Annotated in this window: 22 protein-coding genes and 1 pseudogene; 12 read left to right on the top strand and 11 right to left on the bottom strand. The window is 58.1% G+C overall.

Annotation, left to right across the window (positions count from 1 at the left end; genetic code table 11):
* Positions 1 to 107: 107 nt before the first annotated feature.
* Together DV520_RS07065 and DV520_RS07060 are read left to right on the top strand one after the other, a co-directional pair.
* Positions 108 to 404 carry a hypothetical protein gene (locus tag DV520_RS07065; protein WP_021918914.1) on the top strand — a complete coding sequence of 99 codons (297 nt, stop codon included), beginning with the start codon at positions 108 to 110 and terminating at the stop codon, positions 402 to 404.
* A 2-nt stretch (positions 405 to 406) separates the two neighbouring features.
* Positions 407 to 601, top strand: coding sequence for a helix-turn-helix transcriptional regulator (locus DV520_RS07060; RefSeq protein ID WP_021918915.1), 195 nt, complete (start codon positions 407 to 409; stop codon positions 599 to 601).
* A gap of 95 nt (positions 602 to 696) precedes the next feature.
* Here DV520_RS07060 and hpf (DV520_RS07055) read toward each other — a convergent pair whose 3' ends face one another.
* The 5 genes from hpf (DV520_RS07055) to DV520_RS07035 form a co-directional block, all read right to left on the bottom strand.
* The gene (gene hpf, locus DV520_RS07055) at positions 697 to 1,242 is read right to left on the bottom strand and encodes a ribosome hibernation-promoting factor, HPF/YfiA family (RefSeq protein ID WP_021918916.1); all 546 of its coding nucleotides are present in this window, start codon (positions 1,240 to 1,242) and stop codon (positions 697 to 699) included.
* A 265-nt stretch (positions 1,243 to 1,507) separates the two neighbouring features.
* On the bottom strand, positions 1,508 to 2,527 hold the full coding sequence (gene ilvC, locus DV520_RS07050) for a ketol-acid reductoisomerase (RefSeq protein ID WP_117142269.1): 1,020 nt from the start codon (positions 2,525 to 2,527) through the stop codon (positions 1,508 to 1,510).
* Positions 2,508 to 3,059: an acetolactate synthase small subunit gene (gene ilvN / locus DV520_RS07045; RefSeq protein WP_021918919.1), complete on the bottom strand. Its 552-nt coding sequence runs from the start codon at positions 3,057 to 3,059 to the stop codon at positions 2,508 to 2,510. Before ilvN ends, ilvC begins: the two co-directional genes overlap by 20 nt.
* 15 nt (positions 3,060 to 3,074) lie before the next feature.
* Complete coding sequence (ilvB, locus tag DV520_RS07040; protein ID WP_117142268.1) at positions 3,075 to 4,793, bottom strand: biosynthetic-type acetolactate synthase large subunit; 1,719 nt, start codon at positions 4,791 to 4,793, stop codon at positions 3,075 to 3,077.
* 450 nt (positions 4,794 to 5,243) lie between these two features.
* Positions 5,244 to 6,158 carry a ketopantoate reductase family protein gene (locus tag DV520_RS07035; RefSeq protein ID WP_242984661.1) on the bottom strand — a complete coding sequence of 305 codons (915 nt, stop codon included), beginning with the start codon at positions 6,156 to 6,158 and terminating at the stop codon, positions 5,244 to 5,246.
* A gap of 264 nt (positions 6,159 to 6,422) precedes the next feature.
* Here DV520_RS07035 and DV520_RS07030 point away from each other — a divergent pair, with 264 nt between their 5' ends.
* Both DV520_RS07030 and DV520_RS07025 read left to right on the top strand, forming a co-directional pair.
* Positions 6,423 to 8,210, top strand: a complete 1,788-nt coding sequence (locus DV520_RS07030; RefSeq protein WP_117142267.1) for an aminopeptidase P family protein — start codon at positions 6,423 to 6,425, stop codon at positions 8,208 to 8,210.
* A 27-nt stretch (positions 8,211 to 8,237) separates the two neighbouring features.
* Positions 8,238 to 8,909 carry a peptidoglycan recognition protein family protein gene (locus tag DV520_RS07025; protein ID WP_021918923.1) on the top strand — a complete coding sequence of 224 codons (672 nt, stop codon included), beginning with the start codon at positions 8,238 to 8,240 and terminating at the stop codon, positions 8,907 to 8,909.
* A gap of 113 nt (positions 8,910 to 9,022) precedes the next feature.
* On the opposite strand, the gene DV520_RS12565 is transcribed toward DV520_RS07025, so the two are convergent.
* Positions 9,023 to 12,394: an S-layer homology domain-containing protein gene (locus tag DV520_RS12565; protein WP_117142266.1), complete on the bottom strand. Its 3,372-nt coding sequence runs from the start codon at positions 12,392 to 12,394 to the stop codon at positions 9,023 to 9,025.
* Positions 12,395 to 12,727: 333 nt separating this feature from the next.
* Between DV520_RS12565 and yabP the strand changes: the two genes are divergently transcribed.
* From yabP to hpf (DV520_RS06995), 5 genes and pseudogenes are all read left to right on the top strand, one after another.
* Positions 12,728 to 13,021 (top strand): sporulation protein YabP, encoded by a 294-nt coding sequence (yabP, locus tag DV520_RS07015; RefSeq protein ID WP_021919355.1) that lies wholly within the window; start codon positions 12,728 to 12,730, stop codon positions 13,019 to 13,021.
* Positions 13,018 to 13,275: pseudogene (gene yabQ, locus DV520_RS12770) on the top strand (spore cortex biosynthesis protein YabQ); the annotation flags it as partial. The gene yabP and the pseudogene yabQ, both read left to right, overlap by 4 nt.
* A gap of 256 nt (positions 13,276 to 13,531) precedes the next feature.
* Positions 13,532 to 13,810 (top strand): FtsB family cell division protein, encoded by a 279-nt coding sequence (locus DV520_RS12560; protein WP_021919354.1) that lies wholly within the window; start codon positions 13,532 to 13,534, stop codon positions 13,808 to 13,810.
* A 64-nt stretch (positions 13,811 to 13,874) separates the two neighbouring features.
* Positions 13,875 to 14,342 (top strand): S1 RNA-binding domain-containing protein, encoded by a 468-nt coding sequence (locus DV520_RS07000; RefSeq protein ID WP_021919353.1) that lies wholly within the window; start codon positions 13,875 to 13,877, stop codon positions 14,340 to 14,342.
* A 338-nt stretch (positions 14,343 to 14,680) separates the two neighbouring features.
* Positions 14,681 to 15,226, top strand: coding sequence for a ribosome hibernation-promoting factor, HPF/YfiA family (gene hpf / locus DV520_RS06995; RefSeq protein WP_021919352.1), 546 nt, complete (start codon positions 14,681 to 14,683; stop codon positions 15,224 to 15,226).
* Positions 15,227 to 15,333: 107 nt separating this feature from the next.
* Here the strand turns inward: hpf (DV520_RS06995) and DV520_RS12305 are convergent, their stop codons facing one another.
* The 4 genes from DV520_RS12305 to DV520_RS06980 all read right to left on the bottom strand — a co-directional run bounded on the left by DV520_RS12305 (position 15,334) and on the right by DV520_RS06980 (position 18,967).
* Positions 15,334 to 15,507: a hypothetical protein gene (locus DV520_RS12305; protein ID WP_021919351.1), complete on the bottom strand. Its 174-nt coding sequence runs from the start codon at positions 15,505 to 15,507 to the stop codon at positions 15,334 to 15,336.
* A 231-nt stretch (positions 15,508 to 15,738) separates the two neighbouring features.
* Positions 15,739 to 16,845, bottom strand: a complete 1,107-nt coding sequence (locus DV520_RS06990) for a PTS sugar transporter subunit IIC (protein WP_021919350.1) — start codon at positions 16,843 to 16,845, stop codon at positions 15,739 to 15,741.
* Positions 16,846 to 16,956: 111 nt separating this feature from the next.
* Positions 16,957 to 17,469: a transcription repressor NadR gene (locus DV520_RS06985; protein WP_117142285.1), complete on the bottom strand. Its 513-nt coding sequence runs from the start codon at positions 17,467 to 17,469 to the stop codon at positions 16,957 to 16,959.
* A gap of 37 nt (positions 17,470 to 17,506) precedes the next feature.
* Complete coding sequence (locus DV520_RS06980) at positions 17,507 to 18,967, bottom strand: nicotinate phosphoribosyltransferase (RefSeq protein WP_021919348.1); 1,461 nt, start codon at positions 18,965 to 18,967, stop codon at positions 17,507 to 17,509.
* Positions 18,968 to 19,354: 387 nt separating this feature from the next.
* Between DV520_RS06980 and DV520_RS06975 the strand changes: the two genes are divergently transcribed.
* The gene (locus DV520_RS06975) at positions 19,355 to 20,161 is read left to right on the top strand and encodes a polysaccharide deacetylase family protein (RefSeq protein WP_117142264.1); all 807 of its coding nucleotides are present in this window, start codon (positions 19,355 to 19,357) and stop codon (positions 20,159 to 20,161) included.
* 47 nt (positions 20,162 to 20,208) lie between these two features.
* Here DV520_RS06975 and DV520_RS06970 read toward each other — a convergent pair whose 3' ends face one another.
* Positions 20,209 to 21,099: a MerR family transcriptional regulator gene (locus DV520_RS06970; RefSeq protein WP_165850058.1), complete on the bottom strand. Its 891-nt coding sequence runs from the start codon at positions 21,097 to 21,099 to the stop codon at positions 20,209 to 20,211.
* Positions 21,100 to 21,463: 364 nt separating this feature from the next.
* Between DV520_RS06970 and gcvPA the strand changes: the two genes are divergently transcribed.
* Together gcvPA and gcvPB are read left to right on the top strand one after the other, a co-directional pair.
* Complete coding sequence (gene gcvPA / locus DV520_RS06965) at positions 21,464 to 22,867, top strand: aminomethyl-transferring glycine dehydrogenase subunit GcvPA (RefSeq protein WP_021919343.1); 1,404 nt, start codon at positions 21,464 to 21,466, stop codon at positions 22,865 to 22,867.
* On the top strand, positions 22,864 to 24,417 hold the full coding sequence (gene gcvPB / locus DV520_RS06960) for an aminomethyl-transferring glycine dehydrogenase subunit GcvPB (RefSeq protein WP_117142262.1): 1,554 nt from the start codon (positions 22,864 to 22,866) through the stop codon (positions 24,415 to 24,417). The genes gcvPA and gcvPB overlap by 4 nt, the downstream gene beginning before the upstream one ends.
* Positions 24,418 to 24,422 lie beyond the last annotated feature (5 nt).

The following is a 24,422-nucleotide window of genomic DNA, read 5'->3' as shown; positions in this document are numbered from 1 at the left end:
CTTCTCCCTCTATTCTGTAAAAAATGTTTGACATTTTAATCGAAGTATGCTATCCTCATAATGTAAAGAGTTTTTGACATTATGAGTTTATTCCTGGAGGTTTCCCCATGTCATTCGATCTGATCACGCTTTCCTTTTTTCTCCTCTTCCTTGGCTTTCTCCTTGTCTGCATCATCCGCATGTTTTTCTGCCTCCTCCGTCTGGGGGATGAGAGACGGCAGATGATTGTGGGAAAAGCCTGTACCTTTTCCTTCACAGGCACGGTGGGCTATCTGCTCCTGTCTGTCCTGCGCGCGTTCTTCCATGGTCAAACCGTCCTGCTCAATCCCCTAATCACCCTTTCCACCGTCGCCATTCTTTTCACCTGCAGCCTGGCCTGGTACCAGCGGAAGCTGGGGGGGTGACCATGGAAAACCGGATTCGCGCCTTGCGGAAGTCTCTGGGTCTGTCCCAGGAGGAACTGGCGAAAGGATGCGGGGTCTCCCGTCAAACCATCAATGCCATTGAGAACAACAAATACGACCCCTCCCTGGCCCTGGCGTTCCACCTGGCACGGGAGTTGGAGACCACAGTGGACGCGCTGTTCATCCCCGTCCCGTAGCAAAACCGCCCATAGGTTTCCACAAAAAACGGGCTCCCGAATTTCGGGAGCCCGTTTGTCCTCTATCCAAAGATTCCGGTTAGCGCGGCCCGCTGTCAGGTCTTATCCACCAGGATACCGTATCCGCCGTCATTGCGGCGATACACCACGGAGAACGCGCCATCCTTCTCCTCATTTCGGAAAGCAAAGAAGGAGTGGCCAATCAGGTTCATCTGCAAAATGGCTTCCTGCACGGACATGGGGCCAAACTCGAACTGCTTGGAGCGCACCACTTGATAGGCCGGCTCGTCAAAGCGGTCCACCTCCGGAATGAAAATGAGCTCATCGGCATCCTTCTCAAAGGCATCGCTGTTGATGTTGTTGGACAGCTTCGACCGGTGCTCTCTCAACTGGCGCCGAATGGAGGAGACCGCAGCGTCGATGGAGACCAGCATATCGGAGGTTTTTTCCACCACCCGGAAAATGGTGGTGCCAGAGAAAATCGTCAGCTCAATGACGTGCTTGCCGTCCTCCGCGCTGAAGACAACGACAGCTTCGGGTTCTCCGCGGAACAGATGATCCAATTCATTGATTCGCTGCTCTGCATGGGAGTAGACGCGATCGGGGACAGTCATATTCTTGTTGGAAAATTGAATCTTCATCATGACGACTCCTTTCCGCAGTCCATAGGGGGCTGCACACATGGCAAAAGGTTTCCGATCCTTTGAAATAGCTCCTCCCTATCTCTATTGGTATTATAGCACACCTTTTCCCGTTTTGCAAACATTATTTTTAGTCACCATGACAATTTCTTTTCCCCCGCAGCAGGCATATTCCACAAACCCAAAACCGGCTCTCCCGTCTGACGACGGGAGAGCCGGTCTCCTTGGCGCCGCTGATGGCATGCGCCGCGGCGGTTCTTCAATTTTAGTTGGAAGCGGTGTCGGGGTCCGCGTCGTCCCCCCAGAGCATGTTCTTCCGCAGTTCCGCACCCACGGTCTCCATCGGGTGCTTGGCCAGCAGGGCCCGCTTGGAGTTAAAGAAGGTACGTCCGTTCTTGTTCTCCGCGATCCACTTGCCGGCGAAGGTGCCGTCCTGGATGTCGTTCAGCACCGCTTTCATATTGGCCTTGGTCTGCTCATAGGGCAGGATGCGGCTGCCGGAGACATACTCGCCATACTCCGCCGTGTCGGAAATGGAGTAGTTCATCATGGCCACGCCGCCCTTGTTGATCAGGTCGATGATGAGCTTCATCTCATGGATGCACTCAAAATAGGCGTTTTCCGGCTCATAGCCCGCTTCCACCAGGGTCTCGAAGCCCAGCTTCATGAGCTCCACCACGCCGCCGCAGAGGACAGCCTGCTCCCCGAAGAGGTCGGTCTCCGTCTCATCGTGGAAGGTGGTCTCCATGACGCCGGCCCGGGCGCCGCCGATGCCCGCGATGTAGGCCAGGGCGATGTCATAGGCCTTGCCGGTGGCATTCTGTTCCACGGCCACCAGGCAGGGCACGCCCTTGCCGGCCACATATTGGCTGCGGACCGTATGGCCGGGGCCCTTGGGGGCCGCCATGAACACGTCCACATCTGCGGGGGGCTGGATCTGCTGGTAGCGGATGTTAAAGCCATGGGCAAAGGCAATGGCCTTGCCGGCAGTGAGGTACGGCGCGATGTCCTTCTGGTACATCTCCGCCTGGTTTTCATCGTTGATGAGGATCATAATGATGTCCGCGGCCTTGGTGGCCTCGGCAACGGGATAGACCTGGAAGCCATCCTTCTCCGCCACGGGCCAGGACTTGCCGCCCTTGCGCAGGCCGATGATGACGTCACAGCCGGAGTCCCGCAGGTTCAGGGCGTGGGCATGGCCCTGGGAGCCATAGCCCACAATGGCGATCTTCTTTCCATTGAGCTGGTTGAGGTCGCAGTCCTTCTCATAATACATCTTTGCCATAGTTGAACTCTCCTTTTTCCTTGGTGTCTTCGTCAATGGTATATTTACCACGTTCCAGGGCGATCATGCCGGTGCGGACCAGTTCCTCAATCCCAAAGTCCGCCAGCAGCTCCTGCACCGCGTCGGTCTTTTTCTCGTCCCCGATGACGGAGAGGGTGAGGGTTTCTTTGGACACATCAATGATGGAGCCCCGGAAAATGTTGGCAATCTGAATGATCTCGTTCTTATCCTCACTGGTTTTGGCGCGCACCTTATACAAAACCAGCTCCCGGCGAATGGAATGGCTGGGCACCAGCAGCTTGACCGAGTGGACGGGCACCATTTTCGCCAGCTGATTGCACATGAGGTTGGTCTGGTTCTCATTGGCCAGAACCTCGATGGTCATGCGGGAGATGGCGGGATTGTCGGTGGTCCCCACCGCCAGGGATTCCACGTTGAATCCTTTGCGGGAGAACAAACGGGACACCTGGGACAAAACGCCCGATTCATTGTCCACCAAGACGGACAACGTGCGCAATTTCACTTCTTCCATGTCTCTTGCCTCCTCTTAGTTGACCAGGAACTCGGTGATATGGGTTCCGCCGTTGACCATGGGACGGACCAGCTCGGTCTCCTCAATGGTGCAGTCCACCACATAGCCCAGGCCCTTCTTCTGTTCCTCCAGCGCCTCCTGGATGGCGGCCTCCAACTCCTCCACGGTGGTGACCCGGCGGCCCTTCAGGCCGTTGGCATCCGCCAGCTTCACAAAATCGGGGCCCCGCTCGGTGGTGGTCTGGCTGAAGCGGTTCTCATAGATCAGCTCCTGCCACTGGCGGACCATGCCCAGCCGGTGGTTGTTGAAGACAAAGGTGATGACGGGGGTTTTGTAGAACTCCTCGGTGGACAGCTCATTGCTGTTCATCCGGAAGCAGCCGTCCCCGGCGATATGGATCACGGTCTTATCCGGGTTGCCCAGCTTGGCCCCGATGGCCGCCCCCAGGCCGAAGCCCATGGTGCCAAAGCCCCCGGAGGTGAGCAGCTGGCCCGGGTAGTCAAAATGGAAATGCTGGATGGCCCACATCTGATGCTGGCCCACGTCGGTGGACACGATGGTGTCGTCGGGACAGAGCCGGGCGATGGTGTGCAGAATCTGCTTGGGCGTCAGGTGGTTGGGGTTCTCATCATAGGCCGTCTCCGTGGGGAAGGAGAAGACATACTCCTTCCACTCGCTGTGGTCATACTGGGGCACCTTCTGGTTCAGCAGTGCCAGCACCTGCTTGGCGTTGCCGATGATGTGGTGGTCGGTCTCCACATTCTTGTTGATCTCCGCCCGGTCAATGTCGATGTGGACAATCTTGGCCTGCCGGGCAAAGGTCGCCGGCTTCAGGGCCACACGGTCCGAGAAACGGCAGCCCACGGCAATGAGCAGGTCACAGCCATCACAGGCCATGTTGGAGGCCTTGGAGCCGTGCATGCCGATCATGCCCGTGGCCAAGGGGTCCCGGCCGGCGATCCCCCCCGCTCCCATAAGGGTAATGGCCACAGGGGCGTCAATCCGCCGGGCGAATTCCCGGAACTCCTCATGGGACCGGCTGCGCACCACGCCGCCGCCGCAGATGAGCATGGGCTTCTTGGACTGAGCGATCATCTCCACCAGCTTGTTCACATCCTCCTGGTTGGGCTCCGGCATTTTCAGGCTGCTGGTCCGGGCCCGGCGGATCAGGTTGGCCAGACGTCCGGAGTGAATGTGTTCTTCCCGGGGAAGGGGTTCATACTCCGCCTTCTCCGCAGTGACATTCTTTACGATATCAATGAGCACAGGGCCGGGCCGGCCGCTGCGGGCGATGGCAAAGGCCTCCCGCACGGTGTCGGCCAGGTTGTTGACATCCCGGACCAGATAGGTGCATTTGGTGATGGGCATGGCAATGCCGGTAATGTCCACCTCCTGGAAGGCATCCCTTCCGATGAGGTTTTGGGTCACGTTGCAGGTGATAAACACCACCGGGGATGAATCCATGTAGGCCGTGGCAATCCCCGTGGTCAGGTTGGTCGCGCCCGGGCCCGAGGTGGCCAGGCACACCCCCACCTTTCCTGTGGAACGGGCATAGCCGTCCGCCGCGTGGGACGCACCCTGCTCATGGGCGGTCAGAATGTGGGTGATCCGATCCCTGTAATGATACAGCTCATCGTAGACGTTCAGGATGGTGCCGCCGGGATAGCCGAACACCAGGTCGACCCCCTGCTCCAGCAGGCATTCCATCAAGATCTTGGCACCAGTCATTTCCATGCTGTTTTCTCCTCCTTTTCGGGAATCTTTCGTCTTTGGAACAACAAAAAAGCTCCGTGGTCTTTCACGTGCTAAACGTTAAAACCACAAGAGCTTGTAAGTTCTCCGCAAATCTTGGTTCGTAAGGGCCCCCACAAGCGGGATCATTCCGTCAAACCTGCGTGCTGTTTGCGTTTCGCTTTCCTGTCCTGGACATAACATTTAGCATTATTTCCGGTACTACTACGACGAGTAGTACCCCAATAATGCTGACAGCCAGGATGTTCAGTTCCGCGAAAAACAGATTCATTTTCAACGCCTCACGGTCCATCTCTTTGGGGTTAGATTCCTTCTTTGCCTTTCACGATAGCACTTCCCCCGTGGCCTGTCAATCATTTTTTTCGTTTTTTGCGAATTTGTTCTGCCGCGCCGCCGCGCCCTTTGTTTTTTTGTCAAGCTTACGCCGGACCTTCACCAATTTGTTTCCATCTCTTTGATTGTTTGGTACAGCGCCCGGTTCACCGGAACCTGCATACCGTAGAATTCCGCCAGCTGAATTACCGTACCGGCAAAGAGCTCCACCTCACTGGGACGGTGGGCCAGGGCGTCCTGCCGCATGGAGGGCATGGCCTCCGGGTTCAAGCTATCCAAAACGGCCACATACTCCCGCAGGTCCTTTTGGGTGACCAGCACCCCCTGGCAGGCTCCGACCTTGCGGGCCTCGTTCATGGCCGCGATCATGGTATCCCGAGCCGGGCCGGGCGCCTGTACGCCGCCATAGCCGCAGGCATAGGCCATGCAGACCTGGTTGACCCCCACATTCAGCATGAACTTGCACCACATCCGGTGGAGAATGTCCGCCTCCTTCCGGGCGTCCACCCCCGCCTGGCGGAAGAGGGACCAGACCGCCTCCAGCTTGTCTCCCCGGTCAAAATAGTCCTCCTCCGGCACCCCCAGAAAGAGGGTGCCCTCTTGGGTACAGGTGAGCCGGTTGTCCTCCCGCACGGCATCCATGCCCTGGGCCACCGCATAGAGCACCTTCTCCGGACCAAAAGCCTGGCTGAGGGTCTCCTCGCTGGTCACACCGTTGAGCACAGACAGGACGACGGTCTCCTCCCCCACACAGGGGGCGGCCAGGGCAATGGCCTCTTCCAGCGCGGGGGCCTTGACCGCGAAAATCAGCAGCTGGGCCTCCCCGTCTGTCCCGTCGGAAAACTGGAACGCGCACTTCTTTCCGTTGCACCAGGCCCCTTCCCTCCGGTATCGCTCCAGCCGCTCTCCCGCCGCCAGGAACCGGACGTGGTCCGCTCCCAAATACCTGGACAGCCGGTCTCCGTACAGAATCCCCAGCGCCCCCATGCCCACGATGGTCACCTGTTCTATCATCCCAATCACCTTCCTATGGTTTCTCCGGCACGGCCTCCTGGGATCCGCCCGGTTCGGTTTGAGGGTATTGTACCACAAATTTCGCCGTTGGCAAACCGGAATCCCTCCCGTTGGCCCGGCGGGGGCTTTCCATTTTTTCATTCTCGTGCTATACTGAATTTGTCTGTCGTTCTTCCCCCTTTTTTATCAATTCTTAAGGAAAACTTCAGAATCCCTTCAAAAAATTGTCCTATGATACAGAAACAGGATAAAGGAGCAGTACCCATGGCACATCCTCTTCAGGCCCTCCGGGACGTGATGGCTGAACATCAAATCGACGCGTATCTCATCCCCACCGCTGATTTTCACGGCAGCGAGTACGTGGGGGAACACTTTGCCTGCCGGGAATACATCTCCGGCTTCACCGGCTCCGCCGGCACCCTGCTGGTCTTTGCCAACTGGGCGGGCCTGTGGACCGACGGGCGGTACTTTCTCCAGGCAGCGGAGGAGCTCAAGGGCTCTGACATCCGCCTCATGAAGCAGGGGGAGCCCGGGGTCCCCACCATAGAGGCCTTTCTCCGGGCCAGCCTGCAGCCGGAGCAGACCCTGGGCTTTGACGGCCGCTGCGTGGATGCCCGGACCGGCCGGCGGTACCACGCGCTGGCCCGGCAGCTGGGCGGAAAAATCAACCACCAGCTGGATTTGGTGGGCGAGGTCTGGCCCCAGCGCCCGCCGCTCTCGGCCCAGCCGGCCTGGCTGCTGTCAGAGGAATACGCCGGCGTGAGCCGCCGGGAAAAGCTCCGGGAAATCCGGGGGGCCATGACCGCGGAGGGTGCCGACGTGCTCCTTCTCACTTCCCTGGAGGACATCGCCTGGCTGCTGAACCTGCGGGGCGGAGACGTGGCCTGCAACCCAGTGGTCCTGAGCTATCTGTCCCTTACCCAGGACAGCGCGGTTCTCTTTGCCAATCCGGCCGTGTTCTCCCCGGCGGTCCTGGAGCAGTTGGAGGCCGACGGGGTCTCCCTGCGTCCCTACGAGAGTGTTTATTCCTATGTAGGCCGCCTCACCCCCAGCCAGCGGGTCATGCTGGACACCCGGCGGATCAACACCACCCTCTTGACCAGCATTCCCAGCCATGTTTCCGTGATGGACCGCCCCAACCCCACGGCTCTGCGCAAAGCCATCAAAAATCCCGTGGAGATCGCCAACATGAAGCAGGCCCATCTGGCCGACGGGATCGCACTGACCCGGTTTATGTACTGGCTCAAGACCCAAGTGGGAAGCCAGCCCATTACCGAGCGTTCCGCCGCAGCCCAGCTGGAGGCCTTCCGCCGGGCCTGCCCCCTGTACCTCCAGCCCAGTTTTGACCCCATTCTGGCCGCCGGTCCCCACAGCGCCATTGTCCACTACTCCGCCACCCCGGAGAGTGACCGCGCCGTCACCGGCCAGGGCTTTCTTCTGGCGGACACCGGCGGACACTACTACACCGGGACCACTGACTGCACCCGGACCTACGCCCTGGGGCCCCTCTCGGAACAGGAAAAAACCCATTACACCGCAGTTCTCCGGGGAAATCTGGCCCTGGCAGACGCAACCTTCAAGGCCGGCTGCACGGGCAGCAACCTGGACTACGCGGCCCGGCAGCCCCTGTGGGAATTGGGTCTGGACTTTAACCACGGCACCGGCCACGGGGTGGGCTACCTGCTCAGCGTCCATGAGGGCCCCCAGAGCATCCGCCAACTCCCCATGGGACGGGAAACGCCTCTGGCCCCCGGCATGATTACTTCCGATGAGCCGGGTGTTTACTTTGACGGCGCCTATGGGATTCGTCTGGAAAATCTCCTGCTGTGCGTGGAGAAATCTGTCACCCCCTTCGGCACCTTCCTGGGGTTCGAGACCCTGACCCTCACGCCTTTTGATCTGGACGCCGTATGCCCCGCCCAGCTCACACCCCGGGAGCGGACGCTGCTCAATGCCTACCACGCCCGCGTCCGGGAGGCCCTCTCCCCCCACCTTCCCCCAGAGGAGGCCGCTTGGCTCCAAACCGCCACCCGTCCGGTCCCTCTGCCCTAATCCTGCCCCAAAAGGAGGCCCATCGTCATGCCCACAGCCACACCCCGTCCCCGCACCGCCCCCCGAAAACAGACGCCCCGGCGCAGAGCCCCCCGGCCCGCCTGGGACCTTCCCCGCCTCCTCCGCCTCCTGATTCCCGTGCTGGCCCTGGTGGTGATTGTGGGGATTGTCGTCAACCTGGTGGGCGGCGGGGACCAAATGTCCAAACTGGCCCGGGACCGTACCCCCCATTGGGTGGACAAGCAGATCATTGCCATCAACGGCAGCGGCCGGCGGGGGGAAAAACTCAGCGGCGTCACCGACATCGCCATTCACTACGTGGGCAATCCCGGCACCACCGCCCAGCAGAACCACGACTATTACGACCAGCCCGACACCACGGTCAGCTCCCATTTCCTGATCGGTCTGGATGGTGAGATCATCCAGTGTATCCCCATGGATGAGAAGTCCTCCGCCACCAACGACCGGAACCTGGACACCCTCTCCATCGAGGTCTGTCACCCGGACGCCACCGGCCAATTCACCCAGGCCTCCTACGACGCCTTGGTGAAGCTCACCGCCTGGCTATGTGACTACTGCGGCATTGGCCGGGACCACGTCATCCGCCACTATGACGTCACCGGCAAGCTCTGCCCCCTCTACTTCGTGGATCACCCAGACGCCTGGACCCAATTTCTGGCTGATGTCAAGGACTACTGATCTCCCCTCCCGCCCCTCGCGGGAGGGGCTCTCTTTTTCTCCTGTTTTCCTATTCTACAAAAAATGAGGAGAGAGCAAAGGCTCTCTCCTCATTTTCAATTTCTCTCACGCCCTTACTGCATGACGTTCTCACAAAAACGCATGAGGATGGTGGCCACCTGGGCGCGGGTGGCGCTGCCCTGGGGAACCAGGGTCCCGTTCTCCATCCCGGCAATCAGGCCCTGACCAACCGCCCAGTTCATGGCCGGAATGGCGTAGTCACTGACCTGATCCCCGTCGGGATAGCCCGTCAGGTTCTCCTGAAGGGTAACCGCGTCCATCCCCTTGTACTGGGCAAACCGGTACAGCATGGTCGCCATCTGCTCCCGGGTGATGGGACTGTTGGGGGCAAAGGTAGTGGCGCTGGTGCCGTTGACAATGTCGTTGGCCGCTGCCCAGGCAACGGCATCGGCATACCAGGCGCCGCTCTCCACGTCGGTGAAGGCGCTGCCGCCGGACACCGCGGGCTCGTTCTCCAGCCGGTAGAGGATGGTGACGATCATCCCACGGGTGGTGGTGGAGGCAGGGGCAAACCGGTCCGCCGACACGCCGGTCATCATGCCCTTGTCGTAGACGTACTGGACTGCCTCATAGAACCAATCCCCTGTCTTCACATCGGTGAAGGGAAGCGTCCCGGACTGGTTTTGGGTGAAGGAAGCCTGGACTGTCACCTTGGACGCGGGCATGGTAAAGGTATAGGTTCCGCTGCCCTTGTCCGTGAGCTTCACCGTACCGCCCTTGCTGTCGGTCACCGTCAGCCCGTCCAGCTGGTAGCCCTCGTCCGCCCGAACCGTCAGGGTCACCGTCGCGCCCTTGGCTGCCCGGGTTGGGCTGGCTGTCACGGTGCCCCCGGTGGTGCCGCGCACTTCCACGGAATAGCGGGTGGTGCCGGAGGAGGAAGAATGCGTATAGGTGAAGTCCTCGCTTGCATTCTTTTCAATCGTCTTTGTCGTGCCGTTAATCGTGACGGTAATGTTCTCGCCGGTACCGTTTTCTACGTAGATGGTCTTGGAGCTTCCGCTGATGGTGGCATTGAGAGTAGCGTTAGCATCAAGCACTTTGACCGTCCCATTGTCTCCAGTTGCATCCACCGCAGCCTGGAAGGAAGTGTACCGGTTACCATTCACCTCCGCCACAGCTGCGGACTTCGTCGTGACAGTAAACGCACTGAATCCATGGGGGTTCGTGAAGGTGGCGGTCATCTTTCCGCCCGCTTCGCTTACTTGTGCCTCATACTCATAGCCTTTGTGCTGAACATAAACATCCTGCGCCTCATTAACAAACCCCTCCGGCAGAGGAATAGAAACTGTCGTCTTTCCGTGAATAGATAGGGGCTGTTCCTTCTTAATTACATCATTTTGTGCACCTGCTGTGTTAGACGTCACCACCAAGTCATAAACAGGTGTAATATCCAGCGTATAGGTTTGTCCCACGTCATACCCCTGGGGTTCAATCTTCAAATAAGCTTGTACTTCAACTTTTGCATTCTCATCGTCCTTTAAGCTGGATTCAGCCTTTATCGCAGCCGCCTGATCTTTTGTAACGCTATTTGCTTCCGTTGCCGCCGCTGCTTCCAGTTCAGGAACCTCGATTCCCTTCGCTGCCTCCTTGACTGCCCCTTGACTATCAGAAGGGATCGAATCAGGCAAGTCTTCCGGGACAGACGGTTCTTGAATCTCAGGTTCAACAGGAACGTCTGTCTCTGTTTTCTCCTCCACCATGTAAGAATAGTCTTCCTTATCACTGATCACAGTAATGTAACCATCCGCTACATAGCTGCTGGGGTCGCTGTTAAAATAGCCGCCATAGATAGCAACCGCACTTTTCGCAGCATTGGCCGCACTCGAAGTGGCCTGCACCCCTCCAAAATGACCATTGCCCTTGATCTCCAACCGATGCGTCCCTGCATCCGTGCTGTCATACAGAATTATCCCGTTGATGGTTCCCGTGTAGCTCTCGTCAAAAGTAACCGTTACCCCAGGGTACGATGAAAACTTGCAAACATCAAAGGCAATCGCCTCGTCACTCGTTGTGTAAATGCTGGTATTTCCTTTAATGACAATCGTACCATTGTTGAAACTCAGGGCATAGTCTTCCCCCTCCACCTGGTTTTCCGCATAGATCTGCATGTCCTCCAGGGTCAGGTTTGCATAGTTCTGAATGATACGCTTAATATTATTGGGGTTCTGTCCAATCCGAATCGTTCCGTTTTGAAAGGTAATGGTGGAATCCTTTAACAGTTGGAATCCGTTGCTCTCCGTAGACGGTGAGCCGGCACCAGGCCCAGTCAGCGTGTAAGTGTGTCCGTTGAAGTCCACGGTAAACGATTTCTCGGAAGGAACCACAATCCCATTGGCATTGGGCACATCTCTCAACAAGGTGATGGTTTCGCCCGCTTGGACCTTGTCAATGGCCGCCGCCAAGCTTTGATAGTAAGTCTCTCCAATGGCTGCAACTGCATTGTCCGCTGTCAGGCCAGTCACCGCGTACATGTCATCTTCCTGTTTCACGCACACATAGCCATCCCCGGCGAAGGCACTCACATCACTGGAAAAAGTACCGCCGGTAATCTGCGGCGCCGCAGCGTCTGTCGTTCTGCCCACAGAGCCATTCGTGCCAGAGAAGCTGCCGCCGGAAATGGTCAGCTCTCCCTTGTCCATCGGCAAACTGCTGTTACCACAGTTGACCACAGCCCACTCATCCGAGTGGAACGTGCCGCCACTGATGCTGGCTATATTCCAGTTCATCACCGCGTACTGTGCCACGTTTTCAAAGACGCCTCCGGTAATCGTCAAATCACCATAATCGTCGTTTTTAATGGTGTTGATCCCGCCGGTAAAGGTGCCACTGTGAATGGTCAGCTGGGCATCTCGCTCATATGCCGGTTCTTTGTTGGGCTGTCCAGCAGCTGCACCGTCTTGCCAGCCGTTGGCCACTAAGCTGGAATACTTCCCTGTAAAGGACACCTTGACCGCGTCGTTCGGAGCACCTTCTTCGCCGATGGTCATCGTTCCAAAATTCTTAATGGCATACCAGCTGTTTCCGCCGGAATCCGAATCACTTTGCCCGTTTTCCTGACTTCTAGTATAGTTGCCGCCCAGGATGGTGCAGGTTGCGCCTGCATCATTGTACACCGCACCCTTCCCATGGCTCACATTGTCCACAGTTCCAGTCCCCACGATGGTTAAGGTTCCCTCGTTGGTGATGGTGTGCTTCCCTTCCTCGTTGATCAGCGTCTGTCCATTCAGGTCCAGCGTGATTGTCTTACCCTCTGGAATGGTAATACTCTCCGTGTACGCCTTGTCCAAGGTAATTGTTGCATTTTCTGACGCTTGGTTAATCTTGTTCTGTAATGTGTCTCCGTCTGCTCCCTCAGCAAACGCAGATGGAACCATTGTCAGCATCATGCACAGCACCATAAATACCGACAAAAATCGCTTTTTCATCGTCTGTATCCTCCTTGTTTGTTTTTATTAAAGCTGCGCGTTCTAAACGATTTTCTTACTCCCTTACTCCACCTCCCAGCTATCAAAAGGTGTACCTTTTGATAGTTTTGTTCCTCGAGTCATATTTTACAGGATAACACTAAAAAAAGCAAGCCTCGACGAAGAAGATTCGGAGAATTCCTCCAAAGGCATTTCAAAAACCTCCTCCTTTTTGCCAGCTGTCAAAAGGTACACCTTTTGACAGTTTTGTTCCTTCCTCCTTTCCCCTGCATACTTCCCTTCTCCCCGCCATATACATAGCCAAGATCACATCACGGGAAAGGATGGGATGGTATGTCCTTCGACGAAAAAAGCCCCCAGACGGGGGGAGCGGCGCATCGGATTGTTCTGGACAACCGGAACCGGCTGACGGTGTCCGGGGTGGACGGGGTGGAGAGCTTTGACGAGACCTCCATCGTCATGTCCACCGCGGAGGGAAGCCTCATCATCCGAGGCGAATCCCTCCACATTGAAAAATTAAGTCTGGACGGCGGGGACCTGCTGGTGGAGGGTACGGTGGACTCCTTAACCTATGAGGAGGAAGAGCCCCGCCAGGGCAGCTTTCTGGGCCGTCTCTTCCGGGGATGAGCGTCTCCCTTCAGGAGCAGATCTCCACTCTCTTTTCCTGTCTGGCCATGGGGTTGGGCGTGGGGCTGCTGTATGATCTGCTCCGCCTGGTCCGCCTCACCCTGCCCCGCCGGACCCTCCAGGAAATTTTGGACCTCCTGTTTTGGCTGGGGGCCTGCGGGATGCTCTTTTTCTGCGGGATCGTCTTCGGCAACGGCCGGGTGCGGCTGTACATGGCCCTGTGCCTGCTGCTGGGGGCAACGGCTTATTTTCTTCTGCTCAGCCCCTGGACCCGGCGGGCGCTGGACATCCTGGCCCGGGCCGCCGCCCGGTTTCTGGGCTGGGTGACAGCGCCCCTCCGGTGGCTTATTCGTGTTCTCACGGCTCCGTTGGCAAAAATTTTAAGAAAGTGGAAAAAAACTTGGAAAAAGTTCTTTTCTTTTTCCCGGTTGTGGAGTACAATATGTCATCTAATAGGGAAACATGGCAAATCTGTCGCCCCTGAACGCCAAGAAACGGAGGCTGCCCCACATGTTCCAATCCAAAAAGGTTGGTCTTCTTGCGAAGATCATTCTGCTGATCCTGTTGGCCTACATGATCTTCACCCTGGTCAGCGTCCGGCAAAAAATTGCCGACGCCAACGCCGCCGTCGAGACCCTCACCCAACAGGTCAGCGATCAGACCCAGACCAACACAGAGCTCTCCAACGCCATCGAAAACCGCGATGATCCCTCCTATGTGGAGGACATCGCCCGGGAAAAACTGGGTCTGGTGGCACCCAATGACCGTGTGTTCAATATTGCCGATTAAGGGCCCCGCTCTTTATTTGCTCATTGCTTGAGCGTGATTACAACGAGGAGGATTCTCACCATTTATGGAAATCAGTGTAGGCGCAATCCTGGAAGGAACCATCAAAAGCATCACCAAATTCGGCGCGTTCGTCTCCCTGCCGGGCGGGCGGTCCGGTTTGGTCCACATCTCTGAGATCGCCCACTCCTATGTGGCAAATGTCAGCGACTTCCTTTCGGAAGGGCAGGCAGTCAAGGTCAAGGTGGTCAGCATCGATGAAGCAGGGCGGATTAATCTGTCCATCAAGAAGGCCACACCCCCACCTCCTCGTCCCCAGGGTTCCGCCCGGGACCGGCAGGGCCGTTCTGATTTCCGAGGGGGAAATCGTACCTTTAACGCTCCCCACACCAGAGAGCCCAGAGCCGCCGCGCCCCAGCCCGCCGGCCCCGCCGATTTTGAGGCCCGGCTCAAGCAGTTCATGCAGGCCTCTGACAGCCGGTTGTCCGACCTGAAACTGAACGAAAAGCGCAGCTCCCGCCGCGGTCACCGTTAAGCTCTATCGTTTAACCACCCTGCCCCTTTCCAAAGGGCAGGGTGGTTTTTTTGCCCGCAAAAAAGAGGCGCTTCCCAGAATGGGAAGCGCACAAGCAGGAGAATGGAATGAACGATGTCATGACGGACAACACCTTCCGCCGTGATTTATAGTATACCATTTTTTACCAATGGTCAAGGGGTGTCTTTTGTCAAATCCCGTCGAAGCCCCTCTTTTCCCGGCTTCTTTTCCTTCCGGCCAAAAACAGCGTGACTTTTTTGGAAAACCATGGTATACTATGGGTGTAAGGAAGGGGGCACGCCCCGTTCCCTTACCCCCTACGAAAGGAGCTGACATCCATGAAATTCACCTTTACCGACAAAAAAGTGAACATTCCCAATCGTGTGCACACCTATGCGGAGAAGAAGATCGGCAAATTAGACCGCTACTTCCAGACCGAGCCCGAGACCTCCATCGTCTTCAGCGTGGAAAAGGGTCGGAACAACCTGGAAGTCACCATCCGTTCCGGCTCCACCGTCATCCGTGTGGCGGAAAGCACCTCTGATATGTTTGTCTCCATTGACGCCGCCGTGGCGTCCATTGAGCGCCAGCTGCGCAAGAATAAGACCCGTCTGGAAAAGCGCCTGCGGAAGGATGCCTTTGACGCCTACCCGGAGGAGTCCTACTTCATCCCTGAATCGGACGAAGAAGAGGAACCCTCCTATCAGTTGGTCCGCACCAAGCGGTTCTTCTTCCGCCCCATGAGCATCGACGAGGCCATCCTCCAGATGAACCTGGTCAACCACACCTTCTTCGCTTTCCGCAATGAGGACGACGGCGGCGCGTTCTCCGTGGTCTATAAACGAAAAGACGGCGGATACGGCATCATTGTGGATCAGGACTGATCTCGTTGTCTTCCCCGCCCGTGTCATTGGGGTTTTCATAAAAGAATAAGACCAAACCATACGGCCCGACAGAAAATTCTGTCGGGCCGTATATGTTTCCCCTTTGCTCAGAGCAGCTCAAACAGCGGGACAGAGGAGGTCTCCTCCTCCGGCTCAGCCTCAGAGTTGTTGGCGGGCAGGGGTTCCTTCTCATAGGGGTGGTTGGGGTCGGCAGAGGAACAGCCGGCCAGCATGGCCAGGGACAGCAGCATCGCCATACACAGAGCAAGCATTTTTTTCACGGTTCGATTTCCTCCTTCCATGATTTCAGCACATGACACAACAGCTTAGGCTGCGCTGAGAATAGTATCCACCTTTTCCCAACGCATTTCAAGCATTTTGTGCAATCGCCGGAAAACTTCTGGAGTTTGCACCAATACGCTTTGTAAATTTTGTACAAGATCACAACCGTTTTTTATGAAATTTTTCCACAAGAAAGGGTTTCTGACTTTTCCACCATGCCGCCCTGTCACTCAGTCCTCCAGTTTCAAGTCCCCTTCCTTGATCCAGCCCGCCTTCCGGCAGGGAATCCCAAGCAGCCAGGTCAGAACCCCTGGGAGCACGAAGCAGATCAGGACCAAGCCCAGCCAATCCATTCCCCCAATGGAGGTACGCAGCCCGGCGGCGATGTCCTCCACCCAGCCGGTGTAGACCCCGATGGGCCCCACCAGGCCGCAGGTCCCCATGCCCGAGGAGACCGGGGTGCCGTTCATCTCCAGCCGGAACAGGCAGGTGGCAATGGGGCCGGTGATGGCCGAGGCCAAGGTGGGGGGAATCCAGATCCGGGGATTGCGCACAATGTTGCCCATTTGGAGCATGGAGGTGCCCAGTCCCTGGGACACCAGCCCTCCCCACCGGTTCTCCCGGAAGGACAACACCGCAAAGCCCACCATCTGGGCACAGCAGCCGGCCACTGCGGCGCCGCCGGCCAAACCGGTCAGCCCCAGCGCCGCGCAGATTGCCGCGCTGGAGATGGGCAGGGTCAGGGCAATCCCCACGATCACCGAGACCAAAATTCCCATGAAGAAGGGCTGCAGCTCCGTGGCCCACATAATAAGGTTCCCCACCCAGGAAGCCGCGGTGCCAATGGGAGGCGCCACCAGATAAGCCACCCCGATCCCCACCAAAACCGTCACAATGGGGGTCACCAGGATATCCACCTTGGTCTCCTTGGAGACCGCCTTGCCGCATTCCGCCGCGACGATGGCGATGACCAGCACCGCCAACGGCCCGCCAGCCCCTCCCAGGATATTGGTGGCATAGCCCACCGGCACCAGGGAGAAAAGCACCAGCGCCGGCGCCTGCAGGGCCGAGCCGATGGCCACCGCCATAGCCGGTCCCACCATGGCCGAGGCCAGCCCCCCAATGGTATAGGCCGTGGCCGCCTCTCCGGTCCCCACGGTCACCACCGTGGCCGACAGGAATCCAATGTGAAACTGCGTTCCCAGGGTATTGAGAATGGTCCCTACCAGCAGCGTACAGAAGAGCCCCTGGGCCATGGCCCCCAAGGCATCCACCCCGTAACGCTTGGCGGAAAATACAATGTTTTTCCGCCGGAGAAAAGCACGAAATTGTTCCATCATCTCTCCTCTTTCTTTCCTCAAATCAAAAATAGACCTTGCAGGTGTCAAGACACGTGCAAGGTCTATTGTATTCTTTTCAAGGGAGCTTGTCAACCCTGAAGGGCGAATTCACAGGGTTCCCCCCTGGGTATAGAGAATGCCCAGCTGCTTCAGGTCCTCGCAGACCCGCTGGTACGCCTCCTCACTGGGGCAGCGGAGGTTGTGAATATGAACCCCATCGGTGAGGGAGGACAGGGGGGCGGCGTGCTTGGCCTTCTCCACAAACTGCCGCACATCATACCGGGAGGCCAAACTCAGCTGGCCGGTCATCTGCCCATACAGGGGATGGTCCACCACCACATCAATGACGGTGCAGCCGTTGTCCACCATGGCCAGCAGTTCGGTCTCCGTCTCCTGGGCGGAATGGACGCAGGCCACGGCCCGAAGCAGGCCCGTGGTTTCCCCCAGTTTATACCCCCGGGGCGTAGCCACAATGTCCAGACCCGCCGCGCGCAGCAGCGCGATGTCCCCCACGATGATCTGCCGGCTCACGGAAAACTGCCCTGCCAGGGCAGTGGCGCTGACAGGATGCTCCGCCGTCAGGGTTTTGGCAATGGCCCTTCTCCGCTCTTCCGCCTTCATCTCCTCCACCACACTCCTTCCCCGTCTTCCAGACCGATTACTTATTGTGGGTCAGCAGGTCATATTTGATGTCCCAGAGCTTTTGGGACAGGTCCACATAATAGTTATGGGGGTTGTCAAACCGCTTTACCTCATCCCACATGGTCTCCATCTGGTCCGCGCAGTACTGCTGAATCTCCTCCAGAGAGGGCATGTCATAAACCAGCCGCCCCCCCACAAAGATCGGCTTCTGGAGCTCCTTGGCGGTAAAATTGTTGATGGTTTTCTTTTTCCAGGTGGCGTCCGGGTCGAAAATCGTCAGGCTGCCGTCTGGGTTGCAGTTGCTCTTCACATCCTCGTCATAGGTGCACAGCCAGTCTCCAATGGCCTTGCCGGTTTCGTTGCCGAAGAGGCGATAGACCCGTTTATACTGAGGGGTGGTGATTTTCGACACATTCTCGCTGAGTTTAATCTTGGGCACCACATTGCCTTCGTCGTCCTCATAGGCCACCAGCTTATACACGCCCCCGAACACCGGTTCACTCCGGGCAGTGATCAGCCGCTCGCCCACGCCAAAGGCGTCGATCTGGGCCCCCTGGATCAAAAGGTCCTGAATGATGATCTCATCCAGGGAGTTGGACACGGTGATCTTGCACTCGGTCCAGCCCGCCTCATCCAGCATCTGGCGGGCCTGGCGGGTGAGATAGGCCATGTCACCGGAGTCCAGCCGAATGCCGCACTTGGTCAGTCCCCTGGGCTTGAGCACATCATTGAAGGCGCGTATGGCGTCGGGGACGCCGCTTTTCAGGGTATTGTAGGTGTCCACCAGCAGGACCGGGTTATCTGGATAGATCTCACAGTAGGCGCGGAAGGCGTCATACTGGGTGTCAAAGGTCTGTACCCAGGCGTGGGCCATGGTGCCCCCTGCGGGCACGCCGTAGAGCTGGTCGGAGATGGTGCAGGCCGTTCCTTTGCACCCGCCAATAAACGCCGCCCGGGCGCCGTCAATGGCGCCGCTGGACCCCTGGGCCCGGCGGGAGCCAAACTCCAGCACCGTCCGTCCCCGGGCCGCCCGGACGATTCGATTGGCCTTGGTGGCAATGAGGCTCTGGTGGTTGATGGTCAGCAGCAGATAGGTCTCCAGCAGCTGGCTCTGGATGGCGGGCGCCCGGACGGTCAGAATGGGCTCATTGGGAAAGACGGGGGTTCCCTCCGGCACCGCGAAGATATCCCCGGTAAACTTAAAGTTCGCCAGGTAGTCCAGGAATCCCTCATCAAACATTTTCCGGCTCCGAAGATACTCGATATCCTCGGGCTCAAAGTGGAGGTCCTGGATGTACTCGATGACCTGCTCCAACCCAGCCGCAATGGCATACCCCCCTTTGTCCGGTACACTGCGGAAGAACAGATCAAAATGTGTGATCCGGTCCTTGTACCCGGCCTTGAAGTATCCGTTGCCCATGGTCAGCTCATAAAAGTCGCACAGCATGGTCATGTTCAGTTTCTTGTTTGTATTCATGGCAAGATCCTCTGTTTCAGTGATGGGGCGTTCCGCCGCCCGGAAATTGGGGCCCTGGTCACACCCAGGGCGGGCCGGTCCGATAAAATCGCCTTATTATATGCCCAAACAGGTGACAAGTCAATAGACGCTCCCGCCGCTTCCCCTTTCCCCTTTTGAAAGTTTAACAAGTATTATAACTGATTTCTCCCCAAACTGCAACGAATCCCCACAAAACATCTGTAAATTCTTTCATTTCCTCTTTTTGCTACAAGATTTCCTGCATTTTGTAGAATTTGACGGAGCCCAGTTTTCCCATCTCCCTGTCCCCATGCCATGGGAAATGGGGGCGCATGACTTGGAAACCAGCGCATATAGATAGAACGACATAGAAAGGACGGGATCGATATGAAATTCTTTCGCGTGAAACCTGCTAAAGAGCGGAAGGTCGTCTTCCTGCGCAAGCGTTGGCTGGCCATCCCCGGGGCGCTGCTGTGCATCTGCGCCCTGTGCCTGGTGACCACCCTGCCCTCCTACGTCTCCGCCTCCACCACAGAGCGGCAGCTCCCCATCTACTGCGTCCAGCGGGACTACAAGACCTGCGCCCTCTCTTTTGACGCAGCTTGGGGCAACGAAGACACCCAAACCCTCATCGACATCTTTGACAAGTACAACGTGAAAGTCACCTTCTTTGTGGTGGGGGAGTGGGTGGATAAGTACCCCGAGTCCGTCAAGGCCCTGGCGGATGCCGGCCACGAGGTGATGGGGCACTCCAACGACCACGCCCACTTCAATACCCTCTCCGCAGATCAGATTGTGGAGGACATCAACACCTGCAACGATAAGATTGAGAAGATCACCGGCAAGCGCCCCACGCTCTTCCGCCCGCCTTTCGGGGAGTACGACGACCACGTCATCACCACCGTCCGGGGGATGGGCATTGAACCCATCCAGTGGGATGTAGACAGTCTGGACTGGAAGGACTATGACGCGGCCACTATCACCCAGCGGGTGACCTCCAGCGTGGGCCCCGGGTCCATTGTGCTCTTCCACAACGCCGCCCTCCATACCCCGGAGGCCCTGCCCGACATCCTGGAATATCTGTTGGGAGAAGGCTATGAGATCGTCCCCATCAGCCAGCTGATTTTGGACGGGGAATACGGCACCGACTACACCATCGACCACACAGGCCGGCAGTGCCCCGTCTCCTCCTAAGCGCTTTCCGCGCAAGAAGGACGCCCCCGCCGGCGGCGGGGGCGTCCTCAACGGGGAGGTGGTTGTGTCTCTTCCCCCTCCTCTGCGATGGGGAGGTAAATTCTGGTGACATAGTTTTGGGGATTCGCCGTCATGGTGGCGCCAATGAGATACTCCTCCATAGAGATCCCCCGCAGCAGAAGTCCATGGCGCTGGGCGTACGCCTCCAGAGACAGGTAGGCGGGAAGCATCTCGGAATACGGCCCCACATAGATACAGGAGACCGCCCGAAACGCCGGCAGGCGCCGACAGTTGGGCAGCTGGGGGTTGGGGTTCTTAATCCGATAGCAGACCTCCAAATCCCCCTCGTCGTCAGAGGGGTCCTCACTGAACTGCTTCTTGTAATCGGAGTGAAAGATCGCCATATTCACATCCACAGGTTCCAGCCCCGCCTGATCCATCAGCTTCAGCAGCTCCGCCCGGCGGGAGATGAAGAGCCGGCTGGCCTTCCAATAGCACTGGTAGCGGGTATAGGCCACCCAGGCCGCGGGAAATTCCACCACAGAGACGCTGGGCTCCGCGGCAGCCTGGCGGGACTCCAAAAAGGACAACCCCCCCATAATGCGGAGAATGTTGTCAATGAGGGCGTCATACTTGGCCACCGTGGCGTCCCGCGCCTGGCGCACCTCATACAGGTGTTCCTCCAGTTCCCGGGAGAGGGTCCGCAGATCCCGTTTTTTCAGCAGCGCGCCAATCCTCTGGTTGGGCAGGTCCAGCTCCTTCAGGCTGCTCAGCAGAAGGACCTCCTCAATCTGGCTGTCCTCATAGTAGCGGTAGCCGTTCTGTCTATCTCGATAGGCGGGCTTGAGAAGCCCCTGCTGGTCATAGTATCGCAGCTGTTTGGCGGTGACATTGCAGAGGTTGGCCATCTCCCCCACTGTATATCGTGACCGCTTCATCCCATATCCCCCCATGCTCTCCCCACCGGTTCCGGTGTGGTTTTCAAACCATATTATTGTATTTTACCCAACCTTTTGAAAAATGTCCATCCCTTCCACTTCAAAACCTTTCCCTTTCTGGAAGGTTTATTCCGCAGGATTTTTCCTCATTCCCCCCATATTTTTCTCATGGCGCCATAGTATCTCTTACTTTTTCCTTGTTTCTTCTCTTCTCAGAAAGAAATTGCCCCATTTCGATCTCCGTTCCTCCATCTCTGGCCCTGCCAAACACTGCTTGACCTTCCCTTGCTGGGAACCTTTATACTAAGAATATAGCAAGCATTTGATCACCCATTCATCATCAAGAAATTGGAGGGATTCTCTCTTGCGTCATCATTTCATTCACCCCTATATGCCCAACAGCGTTCCTCACATTGAAGAGGAAATGCTGCGGGAACTTGGGCTCTCCAGCGTGGAGGAACTCTACCGCACGGTCATTCCAGAGGACCTTCTCTTTCAAGGCACCATGGACCTGCCGGCGCCTTTGCTCAGTGAACAGGCCCTCAAACGCCATGTCAGCCGCTTACTGGCCAAAAACACCTCCACAGAGGATGCCATCAGCTTTCTGGGGGCGGGCTGTTATAAGCGGTATATCCCCGCGGTCTGTGACGAGATCGCCAACCGCTCAGAATTCCTCACCGCCTACTGCGGCGATACCTACTCCGACCACGGAAAAATGCAGGCGATCTTCGAGTACGCCAGCATGATGGCGGAACTGCTGGAACTGGATGTGGTCAGCTACCCCACCTACGACGCTGGCCAGGCGGTCTCCTCCTCCTTCCGTATGGCGCTGCGCCTGCGCCCAGGCCGGAATGAGATTCTGGTTCCCGCCCATATGAATCCGGAAATCCGCTCCCAGGCGGCCGCTTACTGCCGCCCCTTTGGCACTCTGGTGCCTGTGGAGAACCCCTTCGGGGTGCTGGACCTGGCAGACCTTCAGGCCAAGCTCTCCCCCCGCACCGCCGCGGTCTTTCTGGAAAACCCCGCTTACTTAGGCGCCTTTGAGCCCAGGGCCAAAGAGATCATGGACCTGGCCCACCAGGCCGGCGCCATCGGCATTGTCATGCCGGAGGTCTCCTCCTTAGGGGTGGTCACCCCGCCATCGGGCTACGGCGCGGACATCACCTGCGGCGACATTCAGCCCCTGGGCATTCACATGCAGTACGGCAGCGGCTGCGGCGGCTTCATCGCCATGGACAATGATCCGGACTATGTTAACGAGCTGCCCACCTACCTCTACGGCATCTCCGAAACCCAAAAAGACGGGCAGTATGGCTGGGGCCGCGCCCTGTACTACCGGTGCAGCCACGCCTCCCGGGAAAATGCCAAGGAATACTTTGGCACGGAATGCGGCCTATGGGCCATTGTGGCCGGGGCCTACCTGGCTACCATGGGGCCCCGGGGCATGCAGGAGCTGGGCCAGCGGATCTTGTCCTATGCCGCCTACGCCATAAAGCGCCTGTCCGCCCTGCCCGGCGTCACCGCCAACCCAGCCGGCGGCCAGGTGTTCCAGGAATTCATGGTGGACTTCCGGGCCACGGGAAAATCCGTGGCGGAGATTCACCAAGCCCTGTTGGCCCGGAACATCTTTGGCGGTGTGGACCTGGGCAAGGTTTTCCCCGCGTACGCCGGCTATGCCCTATACTGCGTCAGCGACACCACCACCGCGGCGGACATCGACACCTTGTGCGCCGCGCTGCACGATATTTTAGGAGGAACGGGAGCATGAAACGGGACGGCACACGTGATTTCCACGAAGCCAGATGGGACGAACCCATTCTGATGGAACTGGGAGAGCCCGGCCAGCGGGCCCTTCTGTTGGAGGAGATAGAGCCTCAAGTCGCCCAGGCCGCCGGTGCGCCTGACGACCTGGTGCCCCAGGGCTACCTCCGCCGGGAAGCCCCCGAGCTGCCGGAGCTGGGTCAAATGCAGCTGCTGCGGCACTATCTGCGCCTGTCCCAAGAGACCATCGGCGCGGACCTCAACATCGACATCGGCCTGGGCACCTGCACCATGAAGTACAACCCTAAGGTCCACGAGAGCTTTGTCCGGGACCCCCGGTTCTCTGAGCTCCACCCCTATCAGGACCCGTCCACCACCCAGGGCATTCTGCAGGTGCTCTATGAAACCGAACAGTACCTCAAGGCCATCTCAGGAATGGACCGCTTCAGTCTGAACCCCGCCGGCGGTTCCCAGGGCATCTTCTCCAACGTGGCCATCATCCGCGCCTACCACGAGGCCCGGGGAGAGGGGGCGCAGCGGGATGAGATCATCACCACGATTCTCTCCCATCCAGGCAACGCCGGCACCGCCGCCGCCCTGGGCTACAAGGTCATCACCCTCTACCCCGACGAGAGCGGCATCCCCGACCTGAACGCCCTCAAGGCCGCAGTCTCCCCCCGGACCGCCGCCCTGCTGATCACCAACCCTGAGGACACGGGCATTTACAATGAAAAAATCCGGGAATTTGTGGACATCGTCCACGCCGCCGGTGGTCTGTGCGTCTATGACCAGGCCAACCTCAACGGCCTGATGGGCATCACCCGGGCCAGGGACGCGGGCTTCGACCTGTGCCAGTTCAACCTGCACAAGACCTTCTCCTCCCCCCACGGCAGCCAGGGGCCGGGGGCCGGCGCCCAGGGCTGCACCGAGGAACTGGCCCAGTTTCTCCCCCTGCCCACGGTGGAGTTTGACGGCACTCAATACTATCTGGACTACAACCGCCCTCACTCCATCGGCAAGCTGCGCAAATTCTACGGGGTGCCCGCCGTGGTTCTGCGGGCCTACGCCTATATCCGCAGTCTGGGGGCCGACGGGCTGAAACAGGTCTCTGAGCTGGCCATTCTCAACAACAACTATCTCCTGAAAAAGCTGGCATCCGTTCGGGGGCTCTCCATGCCCATGGCCGAGGGCAAGCCCCGGCTGGAGCAGGCCCGGCTCAGCTGGGAAAAGCTGTGCCAGGAAACCTCCGTCACCACCGACGACATTGACCGCCGGATTGTGGACTACGGATTCCAGAGCTACTTTGCCAGCCACCACCCCAGAATCATCCCCGAGCCCTTCACCCCCGAGGCCTGCGAGACCTATTCCAAAGCGGATATCGAAGAATACGCCGCGGCCCTCCAGTCCATTTCCGAGGAGGCATACGCCACCCCCGAGGTGGTAAAAACCGCCCCCCATCGGGCCGCCTTGGCCACCCAGCTCACCGGTGACCGGCTGGACAACATGGACACCTTCGCCTGCACCTGGCGCGCCTATCAAAAGCAGAAAAACCGGTAACGGAA

It is taken from the genome of Evtepia gabavorous (assembly GCF_003425665.1).
Classification (GTDB): Bacteria; Bacillota; Clostridia; order Oscillospirales; family Oscillospiraceae; genus Evtepia; species Evtepia gabavorous.
The sequence above is the reverse complement of the archived record's forward strand: the minus strand, read 5'-3'. Positions and strand labels throughout refer to the sequence as shown.

Excerpts from the sequence above, each read along its gene's own strand:
- DV520_RS07065 (WP_021918914.1), top strand. The coding sequence starts at position 108 with ATGTCATTCGATCTGATCACGCTTTCCTTTTTTCTCCTCTTCCTTGGC.
- DV520_RS07060 (WP_021918915.1), top strand. The coding sequence starts at position 407 with ATGGAAAACCGGATTCGCGCCTTGCGGAAGTCTCTGGGTCTGTCCCAG.
- hpf (WP_021918916.1), bottom strand. The coding sequence starts at position 1,242 with ATGAAGATTCAATTTTCCAACAAGAATATGACTGTCCCCGATCGCGTC.
- ilvC (WP_117142269.1), bottom strand. The coding sequence starts at position 2,527 with ATGGCAAAGATGTATTATGAGAAGGACTGCGACCTCAACCAGCTCAAT.
- ilvN (WP_021918919.1), bottom strand. The coding sequence starts at position 3,059 with ATGGAAGAAGTGAAATTGCGCACGTTGTCCGTCTTGGTGGACAATGAA.
- ilvB (WP_117142268.1), bottom strand. The coding sequence starts at position 4,793 with ATGGAAATGACTGGTGCCAAGATCTTGATGGAATGCCTGCTGGAGCAG.
- DV520_RS07035 (WP_242984661.1), bottom strand. The coding sequence starts at position 6,158 with ATGATAGAACAGGTGACCATCGTGGGCATGGGGGCGCTGGGGATTCTG.
- DV520_RS07030 (WP_117142267.1), top strand. The coding sequence starts at position 6,423 with ATGGCACATCCTCTTCAGGCCCTCCGGGACGTGATGGCTGAACATCAA.
- DV520_RS07025 (WP_021918923.1), top strand. The coding sequence starts at position 8,238 with ATGCCCACAGCCACACCCCGTCCCCGCACCGCCCCCCGAAAACAGACG.
- DV520_RS12565 (WP_117142266.1), bottom strand. The coding sequence starts at position 12,394 with ATGAAAAAGCGATTTTTGTCGGTATTTATGGTGCTGTGCATGATGCTG.
- yabP (WP_021919355.1), top strand. The coding sequence starts at position 12,728 with ATGTCCTTCGACGAAAAAAGCCCCCAGACGGGGGGAGCGGCGCATCGG.
- DV520_RS12560 (WP_021919354.1), top strand. The coding sequence starts at position 13,532 with ATGTTCCAATCCAAAAAGGTTGGTCTTCTTGCGAAGATCATTCTGCTG.
- DV520_RS07000 (WP_021919353.1), top strand. The coding sequence starts at position 13,875 with ATGGAAATCAGTGTAGGCGCAATCCTGGAAGGAACCATCAAAAGCATC.
- hpf (WP_021919352.1), top strand. The coding sequence starts at position 14,681 with ATGAAATTCACCTTTACCGACAAAAAAGTGAACATTCCCAATCGTGTG.
- DV520_RS06990 (WP_021919350.1), bottom strand. The coding sequence starts at position 16,845 with ATGGAACAATTTCGTGCTTTTCTCCGGCGGAAAAACATTGTATTTTCC.
- DV520_RS06985 (WP_117142285.1), bottom strand. The coding sequence starts at position 17,469 with ATGAAGGCGGAAGAGCGGAGAAGGGCCATTGCCAAAACCCTGACGGCG.
- DV520_RS06980 (WP_021919348.1), bottom strand. The coding sequence starts at position 18,967 with ATGAATACAAACAAGAAACTGAACATGACCATGCTGTGCGACTTTTAT.
- DV520_RS06975 (WP_117142264.1), top strand. The coding sequence starts at position 19,355 with ATGAAATTCTTTCGCGTGAAACCTGCTAAAGAGCGGAAGGTCGTCTTC.
- DV520_RS06970 (WP_165850058.1), bottom strand. The coding sequence starts at position 21,099 with ATGAAGCGGTCACGATATACAGTGGGGGAGATGGCCAACCTCTGCAAT.
- gcvPB (WP_117142262.1), top strand. The coding sequence starts at position 22,864 with ATGAAACGGGACGGCACACGTGATTTCCACGAAGCCAGATGGGACGAA.